Annotated in this window: 24 protein-coding genes; 1 reads left to right on the top strand and 23 read right to left on the bottom strand. The window is 56.0% G+C overall.

Annotated features, from left to right (window positions below):
* Positions 1–5: 5 nt before the first annotated feature.
* From HMPREF1992_RS10135 to HMPREF1992_RS10100, 8 genes are all read right to left on the bottom strand, one after another.
* Positions 6–419 (bottom strand): hypothetical protein, encoded by a 414-nt coding sequence (locus HMPREF1992_RS10135; RefSeq protein WP_231366989.1) that lies wholly within the window; start codon positions 417–419, stop codon positions 6–8.
* Between the two features lie 139 nt (positions 420–558).
* Positions 559–1,104, bottom strand: coding sequence for a flagellar hook assembly protein FlgD (locus HMPREF1992_RS10130; RefSeq protein WP_037359583.1), 546 nt, complete (start codon positions 1,102–1,104; stop codon positions 559–561).
* A 20-nt stretch (positions 1,105–1,124) separates the two neighbouring features.
* Positions 1,125–2,870: a flagellar hook-length control protein FliK gene (locus HMPREF1992_RS10125; protein ID WP_021685813.1), complete on the bottom strand. Its 1,746-nt coding sequence runs from the start codon at positions 2,868–2,870 to the stop codon at positions 1,125–1,127.
* A gap of 42 nt (positions 2,871–2,912) precedes the next feature.
* Positions 2,913–4,301: a DNA repair protein RadA gene (gene radA / locus HMPREF1992_RS10120; RefSeq protein ID WP_021685812.1), complete on the bottom strand. Its 1,389-nt coding sequence runs from the start codon at positions 4,299–4,301 to the stop codon at positions 2,913–2,915.
* Positions 4,302–4,493: 192 nt separating this feature from the next.
* Positions 4,494–7,001 carry an ATP-dependent Clp protease ATP-binding subunit gene (locus HMPREF1992_RS10115; RefSeq protein WP_037359580.1) on the bottom strand — a complete coding sequence of 836 codons (2,508 nt, stop codon included), beginning with the start codon at positions 6,999–7,001 and terminating at the stop codon, positions 4,494–4,496.
* Between the two features lie 13 nt (positions 7,002–7,014).
* Entirely contained in the window at positions 7,015–8,085 is a 1,071-nt protein-coding gene (locus HMPREF1992_RS10110; RefSeq protein WP_021685809.1) for an ATP--guanido phosphotransferase, read from the bottom strand.
* Positions 8,075–8,605, bottom strand: a complete 531-nt coding sequence (locus HMPREF1992_RS10105; RefSeq protein WP_021685808.1) for a UvrB/UvrC motif-containing protein — start codon at positions 8,603–8,605, stop codon at positions 8,075–8,077. The genes HMPREF1992_RS10110 and HMPREF1992_RS10105 overlap by 11 nt, the downstream gene beginning before the upstream one ends.
* A 61-nt stretch (positions 8,606–8,666) precedes the next feature.
* Positions 8,667–9,119 (bottom strand): CtsR family transcriptional regulator, encoded by a 453-nt coding sequence (locus HMPREF1992_RS10100; RefSeq protein WP_021685807.1) that lies wholly within the window; start codon positions 9,117–9,119, stop codon positions 8,667–8,669.
* Between the two features lie 429 nt (positions 9,120–9,548).
* On the opposite strand from HMPREF1992_RS10100, the gene HMPREF1992_RS10095 reads away from it, so the two are divergent.
* Complete coding sequence (locus HMPREF1992_RS10095) at positions 9,549–9,770, top strand: nuclease (protein WP_081689302.1); 222 nt, start codon at positions 9,549–9,551, stop codon at positions 9,768–9,770.
* A 307-nt stretch (positions 9,771–10,077) separates the two neighbouring features.
* On the opposite strand, the gene HMPREF1992_RS10090 is transcribed toward HMPREF1992_RS10095, so the two are convergent.
* From HMPREF1992_RS10090 to fmt, 15 genes are all read right to left on the bottom strand, one after another.
* The gene (locus tag HMPREF1992_RS10090; protein ID WP_021685804.1) at positions 10,078–11,058 is read right to left on the bottom strand and encodes a lysylphosphatidylglycerol synthase transmembrane domain-containing protein; all 981 of its coding nucleotides are present in this window, start codon (positions 11,056–11,058) and stop codon (positions 10,078–10,080) included.
* 21 nt (positions 11,059–11,079) lie between these two features.
* Positions 11,080–11,871, bottom strand: coding sequence for a GTP cyclohydrolase FolE2 (folE2, locus tag HMPREF1992_RS10085; protein WP_037359577.1), 792 nt, complete (start codon positions 11,869–11,871; stop codon positions 11,080–11,082).
* Positions 11,871–12,557, bottom strand: coding sequence for a 7-cyano-7-deazaguanine synthase QueC (gene queC / locus HMPREF1992_RS10080; protein WP_037359574.1), 687 nt, complete (start codon positions 12,555–12,557; stop codon positions 11,871–11,873). Before queC ends, folE2 begins: the two co-directional genes overlap by 1 nt.
* 14 nt (positions 12,558–12,571) lie before the next feature.
* Positions 12,572–13,279, bottom strand: coding sequence for a ribulose-phosphate 3-epimerase (gene rpe, locus HMPREF1992_RS10075; RefSeq protein ID WP_021685801.1), 708 nt, complete (start codon positions 13,277–13,279; stop codon positions 12,572–12,574).
* A gap of 9 nt (positions 13,280–13,288) precedes the next feature.
* On the bottom strand, positions 13,289–14,161 hold the full coding sequence (gene rsgA, locus HMPREF1992_RS10070; RefSeq protein WP_037359677.1) for a ribosome small subunit-dependent GTPase A: 873 nt from the start codon (positions 14,159–14,161) through the stop codon (positions 13,289–13,291).
* Positions 14,162–14,171: 10 nt separating this feature from the next.
* Positions 14,172–15,929 (bottom strand): Stk1 family PASTA domain-containing Ser/Thr kinase, encoded by a 1,758-nt coding sequence (gene pknB, locus HMPREF1992_RS10065; protein ID WP_037359570.1) that lies wholly within the window; start codon positions 15,927–15,929, stop codon positions 14,172–14,174.
* A 60-nt stretch (positions 15,930–15,989) separates the two neighbouring features.
* Entirely contained in the window at positions 15,990–17,408 is a 1,419-nt protein-coding gene (locus HMPREF1992_RS10060; RefSeq protein WP_021685798.1) for a penicillin-binding protein 2, read from the bottom strand.
* Entirely contained in the window at positions 17,401–18,675 is a 1,275-nt protein-coding gene (locus HMPREF1992_RS10055) for an FtsW/RodA/SpoVE family cell cycle protein (protein ID WP_021685797.1), read from the bottom strand. Before HMPREF1992_RS10055 ends, HMPREF1992_RS10060 begins: the two co-directional genes overlap by 8 nt.
* Entirely contained in the window at positions 18,672–19,385 is a 714-nt protein-coding gene (locus tag HMPREF1992_RS10050; protein WP_021685796.1) for a Stp1/IreP family PP2C-type Ser/Thr phosphatase, read from the bottom strand. The genes HMPREF1992_RS10055 and HMPREF1992_RS10050 overlap by 4 nt, the downstream gene beginning before the upstream one ends.
* Positions 19,386–19,389: 4 nt before the next feature.
* A complete protein-coding gene (locus HMPREF1992_RS10045) occupies positions 19,390–19,833 on the bottom strand; it encodes an FHA domain-containing protein (RefSeq protein ID WP_021685795.1) in 444 nt (147 codons plus the stop codon).
* Complete coding sequence (locus HMPREF1992_RS10040) at positions 19,833–20,576, bottom strand: FhaA domain-containing protein (RefSeq protein ID WP_037359566.1); 744 nt, start codon at positions 20,574–20,576, stop codon at positions 19,833–19,835. Before HMPREF1992_RS10040 ends, HMPREF1992_RS10045 begins: the two co-directional genes overlap by 1 nt.
* 83 nt (positions 20,577–20,659) lie before the next feature.
* Entirely contained in the window at positions 20,660–21,700 is a 1,041-nt protein-coding gene (gene rlmN / locus HMPREF1992_RS10035) for a 23S rRNA (adenine(2503)-C(2))-methyltransferase RlmN (RefSeq protein WP_021685793.1), read from the bottom strand.
* Positions 21,697–23,049: a 16S rRNA (cytosine(967)-C(5))-methyltransferase RsmB gene (rsmB, locus tag HMPREF1992_RS10030; RefSeq protein ID WP_021685792.1), complete on the bottom strand. Its 1,353-nt coding sequence runs from the start codon at positions 23,047–23,049 to the stop codon at positions 21,697–21,699. The genes rlmN and rsmB overlap by 4 nt, the downstream gene beginning before the upstream one ends.
* Positions 23,046–23,888: a DUF116 domain-containing protein gene (locus HMPREF1992_RS10025; RefSeq protein WP_021685791.1), complete on the bottom strand. Its 843-nt coding sequence runs from the start codon at positions 23,886–23,888 to the stop codon at positions 23,046–23,048. The genes rsmB and HMPREF1992_RS10025 overlap by 4 nt, the downstream gene beginning before the upstream one ends.
* The gene (gene fmt, locus HMPREF1992_RS10020; RefSeq protein WP_037359675.1) at positions 23,885–24,823 is read right to left on the bottom strand and encodes a methionyl-tRNA formyltransferase; all 939 of its coding nucleotides are present in this window, start codon (positions 24,821–24,823) and stop codon (positions 23,885–23,887) included. The genes HMPREF1992_RS10025 and fmt overlap by 4 nt, the downstream gene beginning before the upstream one ends.

Genomic DNA, 24,823 nt, shown 5'->3' with positions numbered 1-24,823 from the left:
TCAAATCATGCTGCGATATCGACATTCTTGCCGAGATTCTGGACTGGATGGCTTGTTGCATAGGCCTGTTTGACCTGCTGCATGAGCTCATGCGTCACCTGTCCACCGATCTGCTGCGCCTCACGATTGGACTTCTGGAACTTGCTCGTTCCAAGACGCCGCGGATCCATATACGCCATTGACTGCTGCGCGGCTCGAGACGCACTCTGCGTCCCCTCCTGAATGACGCGATTCTGCGTCTGATGGAACTGTCCTTTTCCGATCTTTGTGCCCGAGCCGAAGTTCGAGCCACCAATGACAGATGCGACCTCCTGCATCTTCTGATGGGTCACCTGTCCGCCGATGCGCTGAGCCTCACGATTCGCCCGCTGAAAAAGGCTGCTTCCAAAACCACCGCTGCTGATTGCCGGTATTGCCATGATGGGTCCCTCCATTTCATTTCTACCCCATTCTCCTTTGGGATATTATGCAGATATTATAATAGATGTGAAGATCATATGCAAGTGTAAAATACCGCCGAAGGAATTCTTCGGCGGCATCTCATTCCTATTCGTTTGCTCAGGGTGCTGCCTTGATACGACCAACTCGCACGATCTCGGATACCTGAACCTGATAGGTCTTTCCATTCACGTCGGCAATGACGCTTGGTTGACCATCGGTAATGCTCACACCGATGATCTTGCCCTCATAGCTCTGCGTCTTCACTGTTCCATCGCTGTTCTTGAGAGGCTTTTTGTCCTCGCCCATGACCACGCTGTTCCACTGGACAGGCTGTCCGATCATGGAACTGAGCTGTCCGATGAGAACGGAGGAGTTGATATTATCCACAATCTTCGAGACATTCTCAAGTCCCTTGGAGACATTCGTCATCTGCTCGAGTGCAGAGAACTGCGCAAGCTGCGAGAGATACTCGCTGTTGTCCTGCGGATCGAGGGGATCCTGATACTTCATCTGCGTGACGAGCAGCTGGAGGAATGCGTCCTTGCCGAGCGCATCATTCTTCTTGTCCTTCGCTTTTGCTTGATTCTGCGCTGTCTCGTAGTCGGACAGTTTCTGCACGACGCCGCCGACGTTAATTGTATTCAGTGGATTTGAACTTGCCACGATATTTCCTCCTCAACATGTTATACGCGATAATCTACGCCATCGGTACCGACGCTTCCGCCAGTCTCCCCCGCCGCAGCCGGCGCGAGCCCATCGATCTCATCGAGATAGTCATCGGCATCCCCGCGCGCGTAGACCTGCTGTGCTCCGCTCTGCTGACGGCTGCTCTGCTGCCAAGCTTCCTGTCCCTGGCCCTGAGGCATCTGCCCGTCCGCAAGTCCGGTATAGACTCCAACACGATCGACCTTGATCCCCTGATTGTTCAGCTCCTGACGAAGCTGAACGAGGGAGTTCTCAATCACATTACGCACATGGGCATTATCACTGTGGAAAGATGCCTGTACAGCACCGTTCGACCCGACTGAAACGCGAAGTGTAAGATCGCCCAGATGTTCGGGACGAAGCCTAATGACCATCTGTGTATCAGTTAGTGTACGCAGGAGACGCGCTTGCTCGACGATCTGACGCGGAATCTCATAGTCCGGCTGTGGCCGCTGTGTCTCCTGTGTCGCTGCAGGTGCTATGGCCTCCTGTGCTGGATGTGCACTCGTCCCGGTCTGCAGTGTAATGGGCTGTGCGGGTTGCTGCACCGGCTCCGCAGTCCGCGAAGGCATTTCAAATGGCATCGACGTCGTCATACGAGAAGTTTGCTGCCCACTCGACACGGGCTGCTCTTCCTGCCGTGTGCCCTGTCCTGCCCCCTCCTCATCCTGCGAAGCATCATGGCGCATCGTACGCTGTGCAAGTGCAGTCAGCAGAGCTGGCGGATCCGTTCCCTCATCGACGATCAGGTTCTCACCAACAGTCTGAGCTACAGACTTTGCTTGTGCTGCCGGCATAATCTCTGCCTGTGCAGCTAGGGTCGGCGCTGCGGCTGTTTCTATGGATGTCTGTGGATTTCCTGCCGTCACTGCCGTGTTCAGAGGAGCAGGGGTTTTCACAGTCTCTGCCTTGAGATTCTGTCCATGGAGCAGGTGTGCAGCATCGACATCAGGCATCTGCTCACTCATCATAGGAGCAGCTGTGTTCAATACCGCGCTCTGTTCAATGTGCAGATCGGAGCCCAACGCCGTCGAACGCAGAACCTGAGATGCGTCACCAAGATCCTGCGCTACAGATCTGATCTGTACCGGCATATTGACATTTGCTGTTGCCGCCTCCTTAACGAGCGGCTGTCCAATAAAGGAGTTGCTGCTGTCGTCTTCCGTAAGGGGTTGTCCAGCAAGTGCAAGAAGGAAATTCCGACTTTTCCCCCCATCCTCCGGCAGCTGCTGGAGAAGGCTCTGCACAGTGGTCTGCAGCTTCGTGTCACTGAGCTGATCCGCAGTGAGCTCATAGCGCTGGAGAATCTCTATAAGCGAGGCATCAAGTCCCTCGTTTAGATCAGCATCTACGAGCGTCGTATTCATATTCATGAGGGCCGCAATTGCCACTGCGGCTGGCGAAGAAAGCGCAGAATCATCCGCCGACGATTCTGCCCCAGTTTTGGCATCGAACCGTTGCTGATCTGCATTCTCCGACGGCGCATGAGCCTTTGCCTTAGGCGCATCTGTCTGAGCCTGAGGCGCAGTCATTTCACGCATCTCTGTTTTTGGTGTCTCTGCTGTCATTCCCTTTTGCAGCGCACCAAACGTATCGCTGAACGAATTCTTCCCTGAGGTTGTTTGCGCACGATTCTCTGCAGATGCAGCGCGTCCCTTTGACGTTCCTGCCCCTGCAGAGATCCCATCTGCTGTCACTGCAGCTATGAGATTACCTGCATTCATCTACACATCACCTCTTCTATGTTGTTTATCGAAACAAACTCATCATTCCTTAAATGTTTTTTCCCTGGGCATGGCACATTTCAACGCATCGCCAATGCTCTCTGCACCAAAAAGTTCCATGTCGGAAAATTTCCCCTGCAGCTGCCGATAGTTCTTCATCGGCAAAAGTGCGGATTTGAAACCAAGGCGACGTGCCTCAGTGACCCTCAGCTCTGCCTGTGAGACGGCACGCACCTCACCGGAGAGCCCGACCTCACCGCAGACGACCATATGCGGGCGGGGCAACCGATTTGCAAAGCTGGATGCCATGGCAACGCAGAGTGCAAGATCCGCTGCCGGCTCGTCAAGCCGTATCCCTCCCGCTACCTTCACATAGACATCGGCGACCCCAATAGGTAATTTTACACGTTTTTCAAGCACTGCAAGGAGGAGTTGGATCCGCTTCACATCTACTGAGTCCGCCGTCCGCCGCGGCGGCTGGTATGGAGTCGGCGCAACGAGCGCCTGTACCTCGACGAGCAAGGGACGCGTTCCCTCTACAGTTGGAACGATGATCGAGCCGCTCTCCATCGCACGCTCCGAGAGGAAAAGTTTCGATGCATCCGGTACATCGACAAGACCAACATCACGCATCTCAAAAAGTCCCAGTTCATTTGTGCTGCCAAAACGATTTTTCACGGCGCGCAGCACGCGGTACTCGGCATTGCGCTCCCCCTCGAAATAGAGCACGGTGTCGACAATGTGCTCGAGGACGCGAGGCCCTGCGAGGCTGCCCTCCTTTGTTACATGGCCGATGACAAAGACTGCAATTCCCGCCATCTTTGCCACACGCATCAGCTCCATCGCACACTCGCGCACCTGCGAGACACTCCCCGGCGCGCTCTCAATGCCGGGGCGATACATAGTCTGAATTGAGTCGATGATGAAAAGCGCAGGCTGTTCGCGTTCCACATGGGCACAGATCGCATCGAGATTCGTCTCGCTGACGACAAGCAGGTCATCCGCGATCGCCTGCAGACGATCGGCACGCATGCGGATCTGTCGTGCGCTCTCTTCTCCGGTCACGTAGAGGACACGCCGTCCCTCACGGGCAATGTCTGCGGAGATGCGCAGCGTGAGGCTCGACTTGCCGACGCCCGGATCCCCAACGATAAGTACCATTGAACCAGGAATCACGCCGCCGCCAAGCACACGGTCAAGCTCGTCTGAGCCGGTAGAAAAGCGCGGCAGGTCTTCCACAGCGATACTGCTGATGGGCTGCGGCGGTTCCGATTGGAGGGCACCGACGCCTCTGCGCTCCTCGATCGGAGGTGTTATGATCTCCTCTACGAGCGTATTCCATGCGCCGCATCCGGGGCATTTCCCCATCCATTTCATGGTGTCGTAGCCGCATTCCTGACAGACGTACGCTGTCTTTTTCTTCTTCGCCATATAAACTCCTGGATCACATCGAACAAATACCAAATGAAAAGGGACTGCCGCTACAGTCCCTCCTGTTTCCAATATTTCAGCAGGCGCCCCGTAGAACGCGCAAGCCAGTACACCGACCAGCCCAGATTGAGGAGGAAATCCCCTATGCGTCCTGCACGCGTTGGAGGCGCAAGCACATTGTTTCGACCACCGTCAGACCTCATGATACGATGCCTGTTTCTCATTCTTGGCACGCTTACTATTGCGGCTCGTGTCCTTCTTCACAAAATCCAGACCATCGCCCACCTTGCGTACAGAGATGACATCGCCCGCTGTAAAGTCACGCGCAAGAATACGTTCCGCAAGTTCATCTTCGATGTTCTTCTGGATAGCACGGCGCAGAGGACGCGCGCCGAATTTGACATCCGTCCCCTTTGAGATGAGCACACGCTTCGCCGATGGACTGATCTCAAGGTTGATTTTCTGCTCCGCAAGACGTGCCTTCACATCGCGCAGCAGAATGTCCACGATCTTTGTCAGCTCCGGCTCACCGAGTGCATTAAAGACGATCATATCGTCAACACGGTTCAGGAACTCGGGACGGAAAACCTTCCGTACCTCCTCCATGACACGTTTCTTTGCACGCTCTTCATCCGAGCCCATCGCCTGCTGCCCAATGGAAAATCCAATGGAGCCCGTCGTAGAGCGCAGATGATTTGCACCTGCATTCGATGTCATAATGATAATCGTATTGCGGAAATCCGTAACCGTCCCCTGTCCATCCGTGAGACGTCCATCTTCGAGTACCTGGAGCAGCATATGGAACACATCGGGGTGTGCCTTCTCTACCTCATCAAAGAGGATGATAGAAAAGGGCTTCTTCCGAACCGCATCCGTAAGCTGTCCGCCCTCCTCATAACCAACATACCCTGGAGGCGCTCCAACGAGGCGCGCTGTTGTATGCTTCTCCATATACTCAGACATATCGAAGCGGATGATCGCCTCCTCCGAGCCAAAGACGGACTCTGCGAGAGCCCGTGCCAGCTCCGTCTTGCCGACTCCCGTGGAGCCGAGGAAGAGGAAGGAGCCGATCGGACGGCGCGGATCCTTCACGCCCGCACGCGCACGGCGCACAGCCTTCGAGACGGCACGCACGGCCTCATCCTGACCGATTACACGGCGGCCGATATGTTTTTCGAGTGCAAGCAGCCGATCGGACTCCTTCGCCGCAATGCGCTGCACTGGGATTCCTGTCCACTGAGCTACCACATCTGCAATTTCATGTTCCGTGACGACAATCTCCGAGCGCTGATCATCCCCGCGCCGCGAGATATCAAGCTGCGCACGCAGTTCTTGCTCACGATCACGCAGCTGTGCCGCGCCCTCATAGTCCTGCCCGCTGATCGCTGCATTTTTCTGCTTCACGATCTCTGCGATCTCGGTGCGCAGCCCAACAATTTGGTCGGTATCGCCGATCCTCTTCATACGTGTACGTGATGCGGCCTCATCGATAAGGTCAATCGCCTTGTCCGGAAGGTAGCGATCTGTGATGTATCGCTTGGACAATCGAACCGCAGCCGTAACTGCAGCATCCTCAATGCGCGCATGGTGAAACTCCTCATATCGCCTGCGCAGCCCCAAGAGGATCTTTTCCGCATCCTCTTCCGTCGGCTCTTCGACCATGACGGTCTGAAAGCGCCGCGCAAGAGCAGAGTCCTTCGCAAAATGTTTCTTATACTCACTGAGTGTCGTTGCACCAATGATCTGCATTTCTCCGCGCGCAAGCGCAGGCTTCAGAATATTAGCCGCATCGAGGGATCCCTCTGCTCCGCCGGCACGAATGAGCGTATGAATCTCATCGATGAAGAGGATGATGTTTTTTGCCTTGATTACATCATCCACCACATTTTTGAGGCGCTCTTCGAATTCGCCGCGGTACTTCGTTCCCGCGACGAGTGCCGTCATCGACAGAGTCACGACGCGCTTATTCTCGAGCAGAAACGGTACCTCGCCGTCCGCAATGCGCTGCGCAAGACCTTCAGCAATGGCAGTCTTTCCAACCCCTGCCTCACCGAGAAGGATGGGGTTGTTCTTCGTGCGCCGTGCAAGAATCTGGATGACACGGTCAATCTCTGCTGCACGTCCAATAACAGGATCTAAGCCGCCTCCACGGGCAATACCAATCAGGTCGCGGCCAAATTTCTTCAAAGACGCGGGCAGATCATTCCCCTCGCCCTTTCCTTTTTTCCTGCGCGCAGGCTTCTCCTTAGACGCAGCTGTCTCACTCATGCGCTCCAAGACCTCGCTTTGCAGGTCCTCTATATCAACATCCATCTCCTCAATCGTATGGACTGCTGTGCCATCGGACTCTGTGAGCAGACTGAGCAGGATATGCTCCGTCGTCACAAAGGAACGCTCTTCACGCGCAGCATCAATTGCTCCCTGCATGACGCGCTGTGCACGCCGCGTATAATACGGAACATCCTCCGCCGGATGCAGGACGTCCTGAAAGCCGTCCGCCTCACGAATCACCTGCTCTGCACTGTCATAGTCGACACCGAATTTATCCAGCGCCTCTGCCGCAATCGTATCACGCATATGCAAAATTCCCAGCAGAAGCTGTCCGGTTCCAATATACCCTTTCCCGCGTCGCTGCGCAATATACTGTGAAAACTCTACGGCTTTAATCGCCGCCTGCGTAAAAAATTGACGATAGTTCAAGCTGTCCCCCTCCTCATCCCGCTGTTCGATATTTTTGTAAGATCGTGCGTACACGCGAGGCACGCATCGCGCTGATTTCTCCCGCAGATAAATTTTCGTTTTCTGCCGCATACTTGAGATAAGCTTCGCGTGCAGCAACGATGATCTCGGCATAGCAACTCAGTGCCACCTCTTTGATAATTCCTCGGTCGATGCCATAGCGTACACGTGAGACAAGAGCAAAAAGCTCCTGCTCCGTCAGAGAACGCGCATAAGACAGGATACCATAAGCACGCCATACACCATCCTCCACACCATCCTTTCCAAAGTAGGAAAGCGCCTGGCGGGCGCGACGTTCGTGGGCAGCGATCTCGCCAACCGCTGCCTGAAGGTTCTCGATCATCTCTGCCTCGGAGTAACCAAGTGTCAGTTGGTTCGAGATCTTGTAGAGGTGCGCCCCTTCGTCAATCCCCTCAAGGGGGTGCACGGCAAGGCCAAGCTGTGGTGATGTGTTAACGATATTATCGATGTTGCGTGTATAGACAAGCCCCGGCAAATGAAGAATGGCGGAGGCTCGCAGCCCCGTACCGAGATTCGTTGGATATGCCGTTAAATAGCCCATCGTCTCATCAAAGGCCAGATCCAGACGAGCCTCAATGTAGTCATCTACGCGCGATGCCATCTCAAATGCGGCATTCAGTGAAAGACCAGAGGTCATCGCCTGAATGTGCAGATGGTCATCCTCGTTGATGAGGATACTGATGCTTGTATCGTCACTGATATACGCCATTCGATGCGGCTGTGCTTCGGAAAACTTCTCACTGATCAGCCTCTTCTCGATCAAGACCTCACGCGCCAAGGCACTCAGCTGATCCACCGCAATTTGATCAAAGGGCTGTCCAAGCTCTGTATCAAGATCCACGAGAGCAGTTTCCACTGTCTGTCGAATTTGTGCAAGTTGTCCGAGGTCAGCGCGGCCAGGAAAGGGAAGCCCCACGAGATTGCGAGCGAGTCGAACACGACTCGATATCACCACATCACTGTCCTGCCCCTCGGCCCCGAACCAAGAGAGTCTGCTGCTCTGAAGGAGCTCCTCAACGGCCATGGTCCTGTTCCTCCATCTGACGTTCCAGGCCACGAATGCGGTCGCGATACTCTGCGGCCTTTTCATATTCCTCACGCGCAACAGCTTCTTTCAAACGGACACGCAGTTGCTCTGCCTCCTGGCGCAGCATGATGGAACTCCCCGAGCGACGCGGAATCTTTCCGCGATGGACGCTTGAGCCATGAATTCGCCGCAAAAGAGGCGTGAGCTCATGATGAAACGTCTCATAGCAGACCGAGCAGCCAATCTGCCCCGTCTGCGGGAAATCCTGAAACCGCATGCCGCAGTTCGGACATGTGATATGAGGTGCATCCTCCTCGGCCGCATTCTCCTGCTGATTACTGCCGAAGATGCCCTTGAGGAAATCCACCGCCGACACATTTTCCTGCTGCGCACGAAGAATCGATGCACCATAGCGCGCAGCACAGCTCATACATATATTTTTTTCACTTCGACCACCTGGTCCGATCTGCACTATGTGCACGATCGCGTCATTGCGGCCGCATTCCTCACAAATCATAAGAGGTACCTTTCCATCATACGCAAGGCATATTGTCTCTATGTCTATCTATATCGAACAACTATCGAAAATTCTCCAGTGTCAAGATCATCGTCTTCAGCATATGAACGCGTTCCTCCACGGCAAGCGTCTCCGAGTGGAAGAGACCTGTCACCATCTGCATTAAGAGTGCCGCCTCACGCGTCTCGACCATGCCATGTTGGACGAGATAGCGCACCATTGACTGTACCGTCTCCATGGTGGTCTCTTCGTTAATCTTCGAAAGCATATCCTGATAAACAAGATCGCGCAGCGGCACCTGGACGATGCGAATAAATCCGCCGAGACCGCGCCGCGACTCCACCACGAAACCTTTATCCTGTGTAAAACGCGTGGAGAGCACATAGCTGATCTGCGAAGGCGCACATGAAATCTCATCGGCAATGTCGGTCCGCCGCAGTTCCACCTGTCCATCCTGCCGCGTGGCAAGCTGACGGAGGATATACGACTCTATCATATCGGCAATGTTGCTCATTATATCACCTTCTCTGTTTCCTTAATTGTGCTTTTCTCTATTATATTTGTTTTTTTGACTTTTAGCAAGTAGCAATTATATCAAGGGGAGATATATTTTACGATATCTTTAGGAATCGCTGATAAAATGAAGTCCGTCAGTTTGGCGTAGATTTTTCGGCCGAACAAGGAGGCAAGCCGGACGCATAGCCAAAGCTATGTGGAGGATTTGCCGACACAGTGCGGGCAAAAAAGATGCGTCAAGATGGCGGCGCTGAATTTATCAGTGCTTCCTTTATATGAGCATACTGCCGACTGAGAATCTTCAACGAAAAAAATACTTTTCTCTTGCGACATGATGCGTTTTAAGTCATAATTATTTATCAGGACAAAATTCTATCCCAGTTCGATGGACGTCATTTTATCAGCAATTCCTGAAAGGAGAATCCACATGATCAAAAAGATCGCCCTCGCAACCCTCGCCGCCGTCGCATTCAGTGCGGCGACTCCCGCTCTTGCAACAGATTATCTCGCGAATACAAAATCCGGCAAGTTCCACTACGCAACCTGCCGCACAATCAAGTATCCCGACGCGCCGCACTTCGTACACTACAGTTCACGCGAGGCAGCGATTGCCGACGGATACACGTCCTGCGGGGTGTGCCGCCCGTAAAAAGCCAGACGCAGCACGATACATTATGGAAAAACAGTGAACTGCTATGACTACCGACAAAATGTCTTCCTATCAGTCATTTTTACTGCCACCAAGAAAAAAGTTGATGCCTCAGAAAATTGGACATCCCTCCGCCATGGGGACATAGAGCCTACGTTAAAAGAATTGCCTGTCATTACGACATAATGAGGCACATGAACGGAGAATTTCGGCTTGACGGAATATCCATGAGATTCCATGAATCCTACTTGATGCGACATTCGCTCAAAGAAAAAGCGCCGTTATGAACGGCGCAGCGAACATCTCATCAATACCGCCGCAAAAATTCGCGGCCAAAGACGGTGACGGTGTAGTAGAATCCAATGAGGAACGGGAGGTATTCGGCGATGAGACGCCAGCAGACGGCGACGATGCCGACGGTACCCGCTGGAACGGTCGCCGCAAAGAGAAGGACGAATCCCCCCTCGGCAATGCCCGAACCGCCTGGCGTGGGGCTGAAGTAGAGGAGCATGTTGAGGAAGATCATGCGTCCCATAACGGTATACCAGTCCGCATCGGTGACGCCGAGTCCGAGCAGGAGACACGGAACAACGGCATAGATACAGAGGAGGTTCAGCCCCGACTCGACAAAGACGACGAGCATCTGACGCGGCGCGCCGAGCAGAAGCGAGATCGCGCTCTTCGTATCACGGTAGAGACTAAAGAGCTGATGTCTCTTCTTGTCGCGCAGACGGCGTGCAATCCAGACGACGACATAGTCAAGGTAGCCGCGCCGCGCACCTATGACGATGAGTACGATGCCGATGAATGCCGCAAGCGTCACCGCCATCAGGATGTCGTTCGATATGCCCGGCACAATGCCCTCATCATGCAGAAATATAAACGGCATACACAGAGCGAGGAAGAAGATCGAGAGCAGCGTGCGCACAATGACGAGAACAGCTGCCTTTCCTGTCGGCACGCCTGCATGGCGCAGGAACATGACCTGCGCCACTGCACCGCCCGTTGCACCCGGCGTGAGGAGCGCGAGAAAATAATTGCCAAAGATCACCTGTACCGCTTGGTACAAGGTGATTTTTTCGTTGGAGATCTTCACAAGATGCATGAGGCGGCTGCCGTCGAAGAACATCCCAAGCCCGACGGCAAATAGCGCCAAGAGAAGCGACCACGGATGAAAGCGCGTCAGATTCTGGAGTGTATTGATATCCACCGTCGTGTAGATGACTGCGGCAGAGATGCCAACGACGAGCACAAAAAGAAGGAGAAAGCGCCGCGTGAATTTACTCATGCCTACGCTCTCCCCTCTCTTCTACTCGGATAAATACTCTTCATGTGCCGCAAAGGCGTTGTGGCTGTGAATGGATTCCTCATTCTCGCATTCGAGCGAAAAATATGCAAGCCCCGGCAGTGAGCGCAGGGCGAGAACCGTGTCGCGCAGGATGTCCTCAACGAATTTCGGATTTTCGTACGCCATCTCGGTGACGTATTTCTCATCCGCACGCTTTAAGAGCGGATAGATGGGAGCAGAGCCCTGCTGCTCTAGGAGTGCCGCCAGTTCCTCGATGTAGATGCACGGAACGCCCTCCTGATAGCGCAGCCGCACACGCGCTGTAGAACGCTGATTGTGCGCTCCATAGGCAGAAATTTCCTTGCTGCACGGGCAGAGCGAGGTGAACGGCATCGAAAGTCCAAGCTCGAACCGCATCGGCTCTCCGCGCCGCTTGCGCCCCGTAAAGGAGGCGTCCACATCAAGCAGCGATGTACGCCCGCTGACGGGTGCCCTCTTTTCGATAAAATACGTAAACGCGAGCGAGACCTCTGCTGCCTCGGCATGGAGACGGTCGAGCGCCTCCGTGAGCATCGCGTCCATCTCCTCCTCTGCAAGCGGCTTTTCGCTCCACGGCAGGAGGATTTCGAGAAACCGGCTCATGTGCGTTCCCTTGAACTCCATCGGCAGAGAGACGGTGAATGCAATGCGTGCAAGCACCTGCTGATAGCCGCCCGCCTGTTTCTTGATAAGGAAGGGCAGCCGCACCTCCTTGACGCCGACGCGCTGTATCGCAATGCCGCGTTCGTCCTCGCGGTTCTGTACGTCCAGCATCATCGTACTCCTGCCGCATACGAGATCGGGTCGTGCCGCCCCGCCTCAGCAAAGCCGCGCAGACGCAGGAGACAGCTGTCGCAGACGCCGCACGCCTCCGCCCCCCCCCGATAGCAGCTCGTCGTCAGCTCATAGGGCGCGCCGAGCTGCGTGCCGAGACGGATGATCTCGCCCTTCGAGAGATGTTGGAGCGGGGTTTCAACGACGATGCGCCGTCCACACTCGGTCGCGGCTGCCGTTGCGGCATCCGCCGCCGTCTGGAACGCCGCAATGAATTCCGGACGACAGTCAGGATAGCCCGAGTAGTCGACGGAGTTCACCCCGATGTAGAGATGCTGCGCACCCACGCGCTCCGCAAACCCAAGGGCATAGCTGAGGAAGATGAGGTTGCGCGCGGGCACATAGGTCACGGGAATATCCGTGCGGTCTGCGTCCCCATCGGGTACGTCAATGCTCTTGTCCGTGACCGCAGAGCCGCCGACCGCATCCATATTCGTCTCGATGATGAGATGCTCCGCCGCGTGAAAATGTGCGGCAATACGCTTCGCACAGTCTACCTCGCGGTCGTAGCGTTGATGATAGTTGAAGCTGATCGGATAGAGCTCATAGCCCGCCGCCTGTGCGACCGCCATACAGGTACAGCTGTCAAGCCCTCCCGAGAGCAGGATTACCGCCTTTTCCCCCATGGTTTTCCCTCTCATCAGCGCAGCGAGGCAATGGCTGCGGCAACGTCCTGCGCGCCGTAGATATACGAGCCCGCAACGAGCACATTTGCCCCCGCCGAGCGCACGGACTCTGCCGTCTCCGCATTGATGCCGCCGTCCACCTCAATATCGACATCCAGCTCGTTATCCGCGACCGTATGATAGAGTGCGTGAATCTTGCCGAGCGTATTCTCAATGAACTTCTGCCCGCCAAAGCCGGGATTGACCGTCATGAGGAGCACCATATCCACATCGTCGATCAGCTCCTCAAGACTGTAGATCGAGGTCCCTGGGTTGAGCGCAATGCCCGCCTTGCAGCCCGCTGCCTTGATCTGCTGAATGACGCGATGCGCATGGCGCGTCGCCTCGACGTGGAATGTGATGATATCCGCACCTGCCTTGGCAAACGGCTCAATATGCGTCTCGGGATGCTCAACCATGAGATGCACGTCAAAGACCGCCTTGGAGATCTTGCGCAGGCTCTCGACCACACAGGGACCAACCGTGATATTCGGCACGAACGTCCCATCCATCACGTCGATGTGGATGTACTCTGCGCCCGCCTCCTCCACGCGGCGCACATCTGCACCGAGATTTGCGAAGTCCGCCGAGAGGATGGACGGCGCGATGATCGTAGGACGTTCGATGTGAACGTGCTCCTCTTCCTGCATTTCTTCATACTCGTGTTCATGTTCGTGTGCCATTGGATTCTCCTATTTCCTTTTCGATCGTATTTCACTCAGCAGCGCGAGATAGGCGTCGTAGCGCTCTCGCGCGAGTGTTTCTTCCGCGACCGCCGCCTTGACAGCGCAGTCCGGCTCATGGCTGTGACTGCACGGCATAAAGCGACACCCCATGTACTTGGAAAACTCCGGAAAGCAGTCCGAAAGCTCTTCGGGCATGATCTCCGTAAGTTCCTGCTGTGTAAAGCCCGGCGTATCCACCACGTATCCATCCCCAAAGGGGAGCAGTTCGGCACGACGCGTCGTATGCCGCCCGCGCCCGATCTTCTCGCTGATGACGCCCGTTACAAGAGCAAGGGAGGGATCAAGTGCATTGAGCAGCGATGATTTCCCCGCACCCGATGGCCCAGCCAGTACCGTAATCTCACCCGCAAGGCGTTCACGCAATTCCGTAAGCCCTGCCCCCTGCTCCGCCGAGACACGCAGGACGGGATAGCCCGCTGCTTCGTATTCCGCAAGAAAGTCCTCTGGATTTCCCGGGCAGAGATCCATCTTGTTTACACAGAGGATAATTTTTTTCACCCCAGAGCGTTCCGCGAGCACGAGGAAGCGACTCACAACAAGCGGGTGCGGATCGGGCGATGCTGCCGCAACTGTGACGACAATCTGCGTGAGATTCGCCACGCGCGGGCGCTGCAGGAGATTCGAGCGCTCCTCGATGCGCTCGATTATGCCCTCCTCAGGCGATATACGTTCAAGGGCAACGATGTCACCGGGGACTAGCCCCGTATCACTGCGTCCCTTCTTGACCCTGCCGCGCAGCTTGCAGAGAATGACGCCATCCTCCGCCGCGACGTGGAGCACATTGTTGTAGACCTTTAGAATACGTCCGCGCTCTGCCACCATGCTCTCCCTATTCTGTCTTCTCGGTCTGAATGCGGCGTCCGGAGGGATCCTTGTCATTCTTCTTTGGTTCGCTCTTCTTCGTATCGTCCTTGTGGGAAGAGGCCTTACTGCCGCTCGAGACGACCAGGCGAACGGCACTATCGCTGTCCGTTTCTGCACCTGCTGCGGGCGACTGGCTGATAACCGTTCCTGCCGCCTGCGTGCTCGCTTCCTCCGAGATGCTTCCAACCTTGAGACCGCTTCCCTCGATCATGGCACGTGCACGATCCGAGGGCACGCCCTTCACGTCGGGCACTGTAACCTTCTTGATCTTCTGTCCCTTGCTGACAGTGATGTCTACGGACTGCCCTTTGCTGATGCGCGTTCCGCTGCGCGGATCCTGTGAGATGACGGTACCGCTGTCCTCATCAGAAAACGTCTCATAGGAGGAGCCGAGGCGCAGCCCCATTTTCTGCAGGCGGTCAATGGCGTCCTCCTGTTTCAGCCCGCGCAGATTCGGCATCTCGAGTTCCTCACCGCCCTTGCTGACGTAGATGGTGATCGTACGCTCCTCCTTGACCGTTGTTCCCGCCTCAGGTGTCTGCGAAACGACGACGCCAACAGGCACGGAGGCATCAAAGGTCTCAGCGACCGTGACGCGCAGGTGCTGATCCTCGAGTATTTGCCGTGCAAGTGTCAGCTGCTTCCCCGTCACATCGGGCACCGTGATCTCGACAGAACTCCAGAATTTGCCGAAACTCAGGAAAAATCCTGTAAAGAAACCCAAGAGAAGGATGAGGACAAGCCCAAACTTGAATTTCTTCGTGCGGAAGAACGAGCGCTCATCCTCCTGCTCATCGTACTCCTCTTCCTCTGCCTCGGCCATGGCGCCGATCTCCTGGGCCTCCATCGGAGAGAGGACACGGGTAGCGTCAGGATCAAATGATGACTGAATCACCGTATCGCCACGCATCATCTGCTCTGTGTGCATGATATCTTGAACGAGCATCATACTGTCTGGGCGCAGGGCAGGATCCTTTGCCATCATCCGTATGACCAGAGCCTCAACTACGGGAGGGATGCTGGGAACGAGAGAACGCACAGACCGAGGTTCCTCCTCAAGATGTTTGCGCGCAATCCCGACTGCCGTGTTGCCGTCAAAGGGAATTCGTCCCGTCAGCATTTCATAGAGCAATACCCCCAGGGAGTAAACATCTGACTTCGGCGTGATGATCGTCCCGCGCGCCTGCTCAGGCGAAAAGTAATGCACCGATCCCATGATGTTGTCGTTATAGGTCATCGTAGACTCTGTAACTGCACGCGCAATGCCGAAGTCTGCAACCTTCACATTGCCGTCCGGCATGACAAGGATGTTGTGCGGCTTGATGTCGCAGTGTACAAGGTTGTTCGCGTGTGCCTGGGCAAGTGCTCCAGCAATCTGGCGTGCGATGTGCAGTGCCTCTGCTGCGGGTACAGGCCCCTCCTCCTTGATGCGCTCCTTCAGCGTGCGTCCCGGAACATATTCCATTACGATATAGTGGCGTCCCTCAGCAACGCCGACATCATGGACATTGACGATATTTGGATGCGTAATGCGTGCTGCTGCCTTCGCCTCACGCTGAAAGCGCTCGATAAATTCCTTGTCATTCTCATACTGCTGATGAAGAATCTTGACGGCGACAGTGCGCTCCAAAAGCTGATCCTTTGCCCGATAGACATCCGCCATGCCGCCGCTGCCCACAAGCATCTCCAGCGCATAGCGTCCATCTAAGACACGCTCAACCATGTTCGTTCCTCCTAACGCCTCTGCCATACACTGCCGAGGTCTCTATCCCAAATAGGGCGCTCAATGCAATGATCGAAGCCCATCAAAATAATTCTGTATCACCGTGCGCGCAATTCCTGCCGCCGCTCTCCCACCAAAGCCGCCCTCTTCCACAAGGATGGCCATGACGATCTTATGTCCGCCGCGCTCTGCCGAACCGATAAACCAGGCATGATCTGTACCGCTGGCGTTCTCTGCCGTGCCTGTCTTGCCCGTGACACGCACGCCTTCGACATGCGCCGCCGTTCCGGTTCCCGCCGCAACAACATCCGCCATATAGCTGTCAATGATCGCTGCGCGTTCCACCGTCGTCGCCGTGCGGGCGACCGCAGGATTTGCCTCGTAAAGAGGAGTCCCCTCTGCCGTCAGAACTTGCTCAACTAGATACGGCTGCATGATTTTTCCATCATTTGCAAACGCATCCGCAATGAGTGCCATCTGCAGGGGAGTGACAAGCAGCTCTCCCTGTCCGATGCCGATCTGGGCGATTTCCCCATCGCTGAGACGACTCATCTTGGGAACGTGTGCCGCTGTCATTGCGATTTCGGCATCCGTGAGCTCCTCACCAACGCCGAAACGGTCAAAGGCCGAGGATAGTCCACGCGAACCGAGGCGCAGGGCAAGCGTCGCAAAAGTGACGTTGCAGGACTCACGCAGGGCATCCGCAAGGTGCAGCTTCCCATGTGCCTCATGATGGCTCTCATGCAGCACATAATCTGTGCCAATGGCAAGCTCTCCTGTGCAGGTAAACACCTCATCAGGATTCGTCATCCCGGCGGTAAGCGCCGCGTCAGCAATGAGTGTCTTGAACGTCGATCCAGGCGGATAAAGCCCTTGTGACGCGCGGTTGAGAAGCGGACTGTCCTCGCGCGACGTGAGTTCATCCCAATGCTTCTCCGCTGTGGCGGGATCGTACGAAGGTGCACTCACCATCGTGCGCACGGCTCCCGTCGCCGCATCCAACACAACGACAGCGCCGCGTCGTGAGCCCAGCGCATTCCATGCTGCCTCAGACAGCGCCGCATCCACAGTCAGGCGGACATCGTAGCCCGCATCCGCGCGCAGGAGCGTCCGCAGAGGCCCCATATGTGCCACATCCGTGGTGACACCGCTGAGTTCCAGTCCAGTGACCTGCTCCACGCCCGTACCGCCATAGCGCTCCGTCTGATAGCCCGTCACAGGCGCAAGGATACGTCCATACGGATAGGAACGTTCGCCGTCTGCCGCACTCTCCGCGAGCACGCGTCCCTCACGGTCAAGGATACACCCACGCCGGATATCCTGCTCCATCAGCGCAGACCGCATGTTGAGCGGGTGAGCGGAAAGCTCGTTACCATCCCAAATGCTCAGCTTTGCAAGATAGAGAAGCTGGATGCCGATGAGTATCAAAAGGAAAGCTGCTGCGACCGTAATCTGCTTTCGGATTTTTCGGTCAGTCATCTTCTGCCTCCTTGCTCTCTCCCGAGAGGGCAGTCAATATGCCGACGAGGATGAAGCTCGCCGCCATCGAACTGCCGCCATAGCTGACAAAGGGCAAGGTAATTCCCGTGAGCGGCAGGAGCTTTGTTACTCCCGCCGTGATGATGAAGGCCTGCAACAGGAGGCTCGCGGCGCAGCCCGCTGCAAGCAGTGACTCCTGCGCCTTTGGCAGTGTCATCGCAATCCGACTTCCACGCCAGAAGAGGAGCACATAGACCAGGAGCACGAGAGCGGCACCGATCAGACCAAACTCCTCTGCAACAGCAGAGAAGATAAAGTCCGTGTGAACCTCGGGAATGAGCAGCGGATGCCCCTCCGCAAAGCCCGTCCCCCAGATCCCACCTGAGCCGATGGCAAAGAGCGACTGCACAACCTGATAGGACATACCGTTCGGATCTGCCCATGGATGCAGCCAGATATCAAAGCGCACGCGGACGTGTCCAAAGAGGGCATAGCTGAGTGCTGCCGCAACGATGATGAAGAGTCCTGCGAGGAACACGTAGGATTTGCGCCCTGTTCCCATATAGGTCATGAGCACCGCCATTCCAAAGAAGAGCAGTGCCGATCCGAGATCACGCGCAATGACAAACATCAGCACGGCGAGTCCCCAGAGCACAATGAGCGGTGCAATGAAGCGCACGGGCGGCAGGTGGAGAAAGAGGAAGCGGCGTGCGGGGAGTGTCAGCACCGCGAGATGATCCGCGAGATATGCCGCGAGAAAAAAGATGAGCAGAATCTTGCCGAACTCCGACGGTTGGATCGAAAACGAGCCGAACATGAGCCAGTTTTGATTTCCGCCAATACTCACACCAAAGATAAGCGGAAGAAGCAGGACAAGCGTCGTTGCAAGCCCGAGAACGTAGGGGTAGTCGAGCATATGCCGCAGGCGTTTCCAAAAGAGGATAACGAATGCCCAGAGGACAATACCGATGCTCGCCCATCGCAGCTGGGCTGTGAACAGTTCGGGTTTGAGCCGTGCAATTTCGGCAAGGCCGACTGCCAGAAGCACGTAAGAAAGTGCGAGGGGCACACAGTCGAGACCGCGCCGCGCAGCAAATATATAGCTCACCGCTCCGAGGAATATGAGCAAAGTAAACCATGGCAGATAAGCAAACTGCACACGCCAATCAAATATCCAGCCCGGCTGCCCTGCTCCCTGCTTCAATAAGAGAACACCGAGTGCACAGAGCAGAATGCCTACCGGAGCAAACTTTATCCCCCACGTCATGACATTTCATAAGCGATTGCAATCGCTGTGATATTGTCACTTCCACCGCCGGCAAGTGCCCGTTCCACCATGCGGTCGGCAACCCCTGCAAAGTTGCTGCCGAGCAGAGCGGCAAGCTCATCATCATCCACCATATTCGTCAGCCCATCGGTCGCAAGCAGCAGCCGATCCCCCGATTCAAGCGGAAACGAATCACCATCGACATGGAGGTGCTCCTCCACCCCCACTGCTCGCAGGAGGAGATTTTTACGCGGATGGTGCTGCGCCTCTGACTCACTGAGCTGCCCACGTGCCACAAGCTCCTCCACATAGGAGTGATCGCGAGAGACCTGACGAAATACGCCACGACGAAGAAGATAGAGACGGCTGTCCCCAACGTGTGCGTAGTAGGCCATTCCCGTCTCTTCATTCACATGAAGCACGGTCGCCGTCGATCCCATTCCCTCATAGGAGGAGTTTCCTGCCGAGGCAGCAAGCACCTCTTCATTGGCACGCAGAACAGCACTCTGAAGAATCGCTGTATCGATCGCCGCTCCCTCACTCGCCATAGCATGCACAGAGGCAACCACGATGCGGCTTGCTACCTCTCCCGCCGCGTGCCCGCCGAGGCCATCGGCAACTACATAGACGGCAGGAGAGAATACGCCAAAACTATCCTCATTTGATGTTCGCACGCACCCGATATCCGACGCACTTGAAACCTCTATCATGTGCTTACCTCTCAAAACGCAGAACAGCGGCACCGATCCGCAGTACATCACCCGTACGCAGATATGCCCGCCCCGTTAAAATCCTATCGTTCAGATAGGTGTGATTGCGGCTGCCCAAATCCTCTGCAATATATGTATTTTCTCTCTGATAGATTAACAAATGATGATGGGACACAAAATTATCCGCAAGCACGATATCATTGTCCGTGCTGCGCCCAATGGAAATCTCATATCCAATGGGGAAGCGCTGTCCAACAATATCCTCACCGGCAATGGCGACGAGAAATGCGGTACCGAAGGACTGCTGCGGCTTGCAGCCAGCCTCTCGAAGGTCTGTACGCATCGTCTGAAACATCGCACCTCCAAGACGAAAGACAACATAGGCAAGCCAGAGAAGTGCACCATATTCCAGCAGGACGCGCAGCGCTTTGAGCGCGACCGCTGGCATCAGAGGACCCCATAGCGGAGCGCTGTTGTGCCGAGCCGGATCTCATCGCCGTCGCACAGGCGCTGTGCCTGGACGCGCATCCCATTTACAAAGCTCCCGTTGCGGCTCTCAGCATCGTAGAGGACATGTCGATGAGACTCATAGGAAACCCAGGCGTGTACACGCGAGATATTCGAATCCGTTAGGATGAACTCGTTGCGCGGCATACGACCAATATAGATTTTTCGCTCGCCAAGATGCAGGTCAACCCCCTCATCCGAACCGGTGAGTACAGTGAGGCTTGCAATCTCATGCACAGGGGGGAGATTCAGACATCGTGCCTCCATCAGAGACGGCCGCTCCAATACGATGGTCTGTGCCATCGTATCACAGGATACCTCTTCCTTCGCCGTGGCTGTTTCCTGCAGTCTGCGGGCAGCAAGACGATAAGATCCCGCACGCAGGCTGTCATCAAGTGCAAAGCAGATACCAAGCTTCCCATCCATCGTAAGATCTGCACGAATAATAGACTTTTTAAGTGCTACGCCGAGCTCATCCACCACACGATGAGAGCAGAGGCGCTGATAATCCTCCGTTCCGAGGGAGATGAGATAGGAGTTTGCGAGACTGACACCTGCAGCCTGTTTCTTAATCTCTTTTTCGAGACCTTTTACAAGCTCAACTGGCTCCAGATAACTGCTGAATTTCCGATTAAAGAATCCTTCGATATGATCTCCCAGAAAAGCTTCCACGCGATCAAGCATCGTGCAATACTCTCCTTTGGCAAATAACATAGAAATAAAATGAATTGATTGACTTCTATATCATAGCATAAAAAAAGAAATAATTATAGTCCCGCTTCCATCAGGCGGTTACGCAGCTGTCCGCATGCCGCCTGGATGTCCGTTCCCATCTCGCGCCGCAGCGTCGCTGTAATGTGCCGCTCCTCGAGTGCTTTTTGGAAACGTCGGATTGTCTCTTTGCTTGGACGAAAGAGATTGCGCTCTGCTACGGGATTGATCGGGATGAGGTTCACGCTCGCGAGTTGTCTGCGCAGGAGCTTTGCGAGCTGCTCTGCCTCGCGCACGCTGTCATTCAGATCGCGAATGAGGATGTACTCGTAGGTGACGCGGCGTTTCGTCCGCTCTGCATACGCACGCGCCGCACGCAGGACATCCGCAAGCGGATACATGCGATTGACCGGCATGATCTCATTGCGAAGTGCATCCGTCGGCGCGTGCAGTGAAATCGAGAGGGAAATGGGGATGCCCTCCTCTGCAAGCCGCTCAATGCCCGGCACGATGCCGGAGGTCGAGAGCGTCACGCCGCGATAGCTGAGACCGATGGTATATTCCTCATGCAGGAGACGCAGCGCCGCCATCACATTGTCATAGTTCTCGAGCGGCTCACCCGATCCCATGACAACAATGGTATCGACACGCGCGCCCTCCTGACGCAGGAAGTCCGCAATGCCAATCGCCTGCGCAGCAATCTCCCCCACCGTCAAATTGCGCTGAAGTCCATGCAGAGTGGAGGCACAAAATGCGCACCCCATGCGGCAGCCCGCCTGTGTAGACACGCAGACGCTGTTGCCGTATGGATGGCGCATCAGCACAGTCTCCGCCGTCTGCCCGTCGGCAAATTCATAGAGCAGCTTGATCGTCGCTCCATCGGCAGAATGCAGACGGGAGACGACCTTCGGTCGATCGATGGAAAAATGCTGCGGAAGCTGTGTGCGCAACGACTTAGGAAGGTTATCCATGGCATCAAAAGAAACCGCACCGCGCTGATACATCCATCGGATGATCTGATCCGCACGGAAGCGGGGAATGCCATGGTCTTTGAGAGCCTCGGCAAGCTGCTCCTTTGTCCATCCAAAGATATTCATAAACGCCTCATGCGCGCGATAAAGAAGCCGTCCGGACCGTTCGTCTCCGGCATGATCTGCACCATATGCTCTGTGCTCTTTTCCTCGGGCAGGAATGATCCCGTCTCCTCAAGGGCAAAGTCTGTGTGAGTCTCAAGAAATGTATGAACAACATCTGTGTTCTCACATTCCTCCATCGTACACGTACTGTAGACGAGTATGCCGCCCTTCTTCACAGCCTCTGCTGCGCTCGCAAGGATCGCACGCTGAAGGGGCGGCAGAGTCTTTCGATCCCCTGCGCTCTTCTTCCAGCGTGCATCGGGCTTGCGCCTGAGAACGCCAAGTCCCGAGCAGGGTGCATCGACGAGCACCCGATCCGCCTGCCCCGCGTATGCCGCACCGATTGTACGCGCATCGCGCACCTCGCCCTCGATGATGGAGATGCCGAGCCGCTGTGCATTGCGCTCAATGCGGCGAATCTTCTCCTCATAGATATCAAACGCGAGGATGCGCCCGCGATTTTCCATGCGCTGTGCGATGTGCGTCGTCTTGCCGCCCGGCGCGGCACAAGCGTCAATCACCGTCATGCCCGGTTCCGGCGCGAGCACATGCGCGACGAGCATGGAACTCTCATCCTGCACCTGTGCCAGCCCCATACGCAGCGGTGCCAGTTCATCAAGTGCGCCATGCGCGCGCAGTAAGATACCCTCGGGAGCAAGGGCAGAAGCATGCGCTTCGGCACCTGCCGCCGCAAATTGCTCCATCAACGCCGGACGATTGATGCGCAGCGTATTCACGCGCACGGAGAGCGGCGCACTCGTATTGTTGCAGCGACAGAGCGCCTCCGTCCGCTCGTATCCGTAGACACGCATCCACCGCTCCACCATCCACTTCGGATGCCATGTGCGCAGCGCGAGTGCGCGTGCATCTCTTCCGTTGGGGAGTTCCGCGCGCTCTGGCTCTCTGAGAGCTGCACGCAGGACACCATTGACGAAGGAGTCTGCACCCCTGCGCCCGTATTTTTTCGCCAATTCCACCGCCGTATTGCATGCGGCGGACGGCGGCACGCGATCCATGAAGAAAATCTGATAAAAGCCAAGACGCAAAAGCTCACGAATGGCAGGCTGTGCCTTTCGGATGTCGGCAACATAGCGCCCGATCATATAGTCGAGCGTTTCCCCCGCCTTTGTAACACCGTAAACAAGCTCTGTCAAAAAGCGGCGGTCACGTTCCGGCAGCCGCATCTCGCGCAGCGTTTCCGCAAGCGCCACATTCGCGTATGCACTCTCCGTATGCACCTTTTGGAGCACCTGCATCGCCAGCTCACGCACACGGTCGATCTTTTCCTCTCGATACTGCTTCTGCATCATGCGCCCTTTCTCGTATCGTCCGATGTAGGCTCGATGATCTCCTCCAGTTGGCGCCGCACCTCATTCATGTCTACACTCGTATTGTAGCATGGCCCATTTGGGCGGATATTGAGCACACCGACCGCCGGCAGAGGAAAGACATCCTGTATGCCGCTCATCAGGTCGCGCTCACACGCAATGGCGAGCACCGCTTTCGGGCGCATATTGTAGATGATCTGCCGTGCGAGCGTGCCGCCCGTCGCCACAAAGAAATGAAAGCCCATCTCCTCGGCGAGCGCGACGAGGTCGCCGATGTTGCAGCCACCGCAGCGCTTGCAGTTGTTCGGATCACGCGTTACCTTGTGCGGACAGCTCGCAAGCTGCAGACAGTGCGGTGTCACGACGAGCAGACGGTTTGCAGGCACGCGGATGTGCATGCGATGAAAAAGCAGATTGCTCACCGCGATAAACGAACCTTCGAGCCTGCGTCGTTTTACCCCAAAGAGTGCGCCAAGGCGCACGGCTGCGGGAAAGAGCAGATTGATCAGCTCGTAGGTCTGCCGCTTCATCCAGGGAAGATACGGCAGGCCTGCAATCGCCAGCACCATATTGAAAATGCCAAGGAAGGAAATGAGAACGGCGAGCGTCAGCGCCCCCCCGATGACCCACGGCAAGGACGGCTGAATGCGCTCGAGTCCCGGCACGCCGATGTACCATATACCAAAAAGGAGTGCCGCTGCGAGCATGGTCACGAGGAGCAGCATACCGATAAAGAGCCGTTTTTTCGGACGCGACGGGAGCGCGATGGTCTTTTTCTCGCCTGCCGTCTTGCCGTTCACCGTCAATGTCTGCTCACTCATGACGAAAACCTTGCGCCGACGGGAAGCTCACAGCCGTTCAAAAAGGCACGCGCCTCCATCATCTTCTTGCCGGGTGCTTGAATCTCTGTGATTTCCGCATCCTCATCCCCCGCCGCAACAATGAGTCCCGCCTTGCGGTCAGCAGTGACAATCGTGCCTGCGGGAGCACCGGATGCACGTCCCGCAGGACGCAGTGCGCCGATCTTGTAGACAGCATCATCGAGGCTCGTCTGCGCGTACGGGGTCGGATTCAGCCCATGCACAAGTGCATCGAGTTCGCGTGCAGATTTCGTCCAATCGATCACAGCCGTCTCGCGCGTGATGCGTGCGGCATAGCAGGAGTCGCCTGTCTGCGGTGTCCGCACGAGCGTCCCCGCCGCAAGCTGCTCAAGGGTCTCGACGAGGAGTGCCGCACCCGTCTCCATCAGGGTGTCATGAAGCGTCCCGTATGTTGTATCCGCATGGATTGGAACCTCGCGCCAAAGGAGCATATCCCCCGTATCGAGTCCCGCATCCATCTGCATCGTCGTGATCCCTGTCACCCGTTCCCCTGCCATGACTGCGTGCTGAATCGGCGCTGCCCCGCGGTACTTCGGCAGGAGTGAAGCGTGCACATTGATGCAGCCGTGCACAGGAATATCGAGTACCTCCTGTGAGAGGATCTGACCAAACGCGACGACGACCGCCACATCGGGTTTGAAATCCCGCAGCTGTGCGGCAAACTCCGCATCACGCGCGCGCATGGGCTGCAGCACAGGAATCTCATGCTCCGCTGCCCATGCCTTAACGGGTGACGGGCTGAGCTTCTTCCCGCGCCCGCGCGGACGGTCGGGCTGTGTGACGACGGCGACGACCTCCGCGAGATCAGAACGTGCCGCAATCGCTGCAAGCGTCGGCACGGCAAAATCCGGCGTCCCCATAAAGACGACACGCAT

Origin of the sequence: Selenomonas sp. oral taxon 892 str. F0426 (genome assembly GCF_000468035.1) — a bacterium.
Taxonomy (GTDB): domain Bacteria; phylum Bacillota; class Negativicutes; order Selenomonadales; family Selenomonadaceae; genus Centipeda.
This window is presented reverse-complemented; position numbering and strand designations above follow the sequence as displayed.

Coding starts and splice junctions, on each gene's coding strand:
- HMPREF1992_RS10135 (WP_231366989.1), bottom strand. CDS start 419: ATGGCAATACCGGCAATCAGCAGCGGTGGTTTTGGAAGCAGCCTTTTT.
- HMPREF1992_RS10125 (WP_021685813.1), bottom strand. CDS start 2,870: ATGAATGCAGGTAATCTCATAGCTGCAGTGACAGCAGATGGGATCTCT.
- radA (WP_021685812.1), bottom strand. CDS start 4,301: ATGGCGAAGAAGAAAAAGACAGCGTACGTCTGTCAGGAATGCGGCTAC.
- HMPREF1992_RS10110 (WP_021685809.1), bottom strand. CDS start 8,085: ATGGCCGTTGAGGAGCTCCTTCAGAGCAGCAGACTCTCTTGGTTCGGG.
- HMPREF1992_RS10105 (WP_021685808.1), bottom strand. CDS start 8,605: ATGATTTGTGAGGAATGCGGCCGCAATGACGCGATCGTGCACATAGTG.
- HMPREF1992_RS10100 (WP_021685807.1), bottom strand. CDS start 9,119: ATGAGCAACATTGCCGATATGATAGAGTCGTATATCCTCCGTCAGCTT.
- HMPREF1992_RS10095 (WP_081689302.1), top strand. CDS start 9,549: ATGATCAAAAAGATCGCCCTCGCAACCCTCGCCGCCGTCGCATTCAGT.
- HMPREF1992_RS10090 (WP_021685804.1), bottom strand. CDS start 11,058: ATGAGTAAATTCACGCGGCGCTTTCTCCTTCTTTTTGTGCTCGTCGTT.
- folE2 (WP_037359577.1), bottom strand. CDS start 11,871: ATGCTGGACGTACAGAACCGCGAGGACGAACGCGGCATTGCGATACAG.
- queC (WP_037359574.1), bottom strand. CDS start 12,557: ATGGGGGAAAAGGCGGTAATCCTGCTCTCGGGAGGGCTTGACAGCTGT.
- rpe (WP_021685801.1), bottom strand. CDS start 13,279: ATGGCACACGAACATGAACACGAGTATGAAGAAATGCAGGAAGAGGAG.
- pknB (WP_037359570.1), bottom strand. CDS start 15,929: ATGGTTGAGCGTGTCTTAGATGGACGCTATGCGCTGGAGATGCTTGTG.
- HMPREF1992_RS10060 (WP_021685798.1), bottom strand. CDS start 17,408: ATGACTGACCGAAAAATCCGAAAGCAGATTACGGTCGCAGCAGCTTTC.
- HMPREF1992_RS10055 (WP_021685797.1), bottom strand. CDS start 18,675: ATGACGTGGGGGATAAAGTTTGCTCCGGTAGGCATTCTGCTCTGTGCA.
- HMPREF1992_RS10050 (WP_021685796.1), bottom strand. CDS start 19,385: ATGATAGAGGTTTCAAGTGCGTCGGATATCGGGTGCGTGCGAACATCA.
- HMPREF1992_RS10045 (WP_021685795.1), bottom strand. CDS start 19,833: ATGCCAGCGGTCGCGCTCAAAGCGCTGCGCGTCCTGCTGGAATATGGT.
- HMPREF1992_RS10040 (WP_037359566.1), bottom strand. CDS start 20,576: ATGCTTGATCGCGTGGAAGCTTTTCTGGGAGATCATATCGAAGGATTC.
- rlmN (WP_021685793.1), bottom strand. CDS start 21,700: ATGAATATCTTTGGATGGACAAAGGAGCAGCTTGCCGAGGCTCTCAAA.
- rsmB (WP_021685792.1), bottom strand. CDS start 23,049: ATGATGCAGAAGCAGTATCGAGAGGAAAAGATCGACCGTGTGCGTGAG.
- HMPREF1992_RS10025 (WP_021685791.1), bottom strand. CDS start 23,888: ATGAGTGAGCAGACATTGACGGTGAACGGCAAGACGGCAGGCGAGAAA.
- fmt (WP_037359675.1), bottom strand. CDS start 24,823: ATGCGTGTCGTCTTTATGGGGACGCCGGATTTTGCCGTGCCGACGCTT.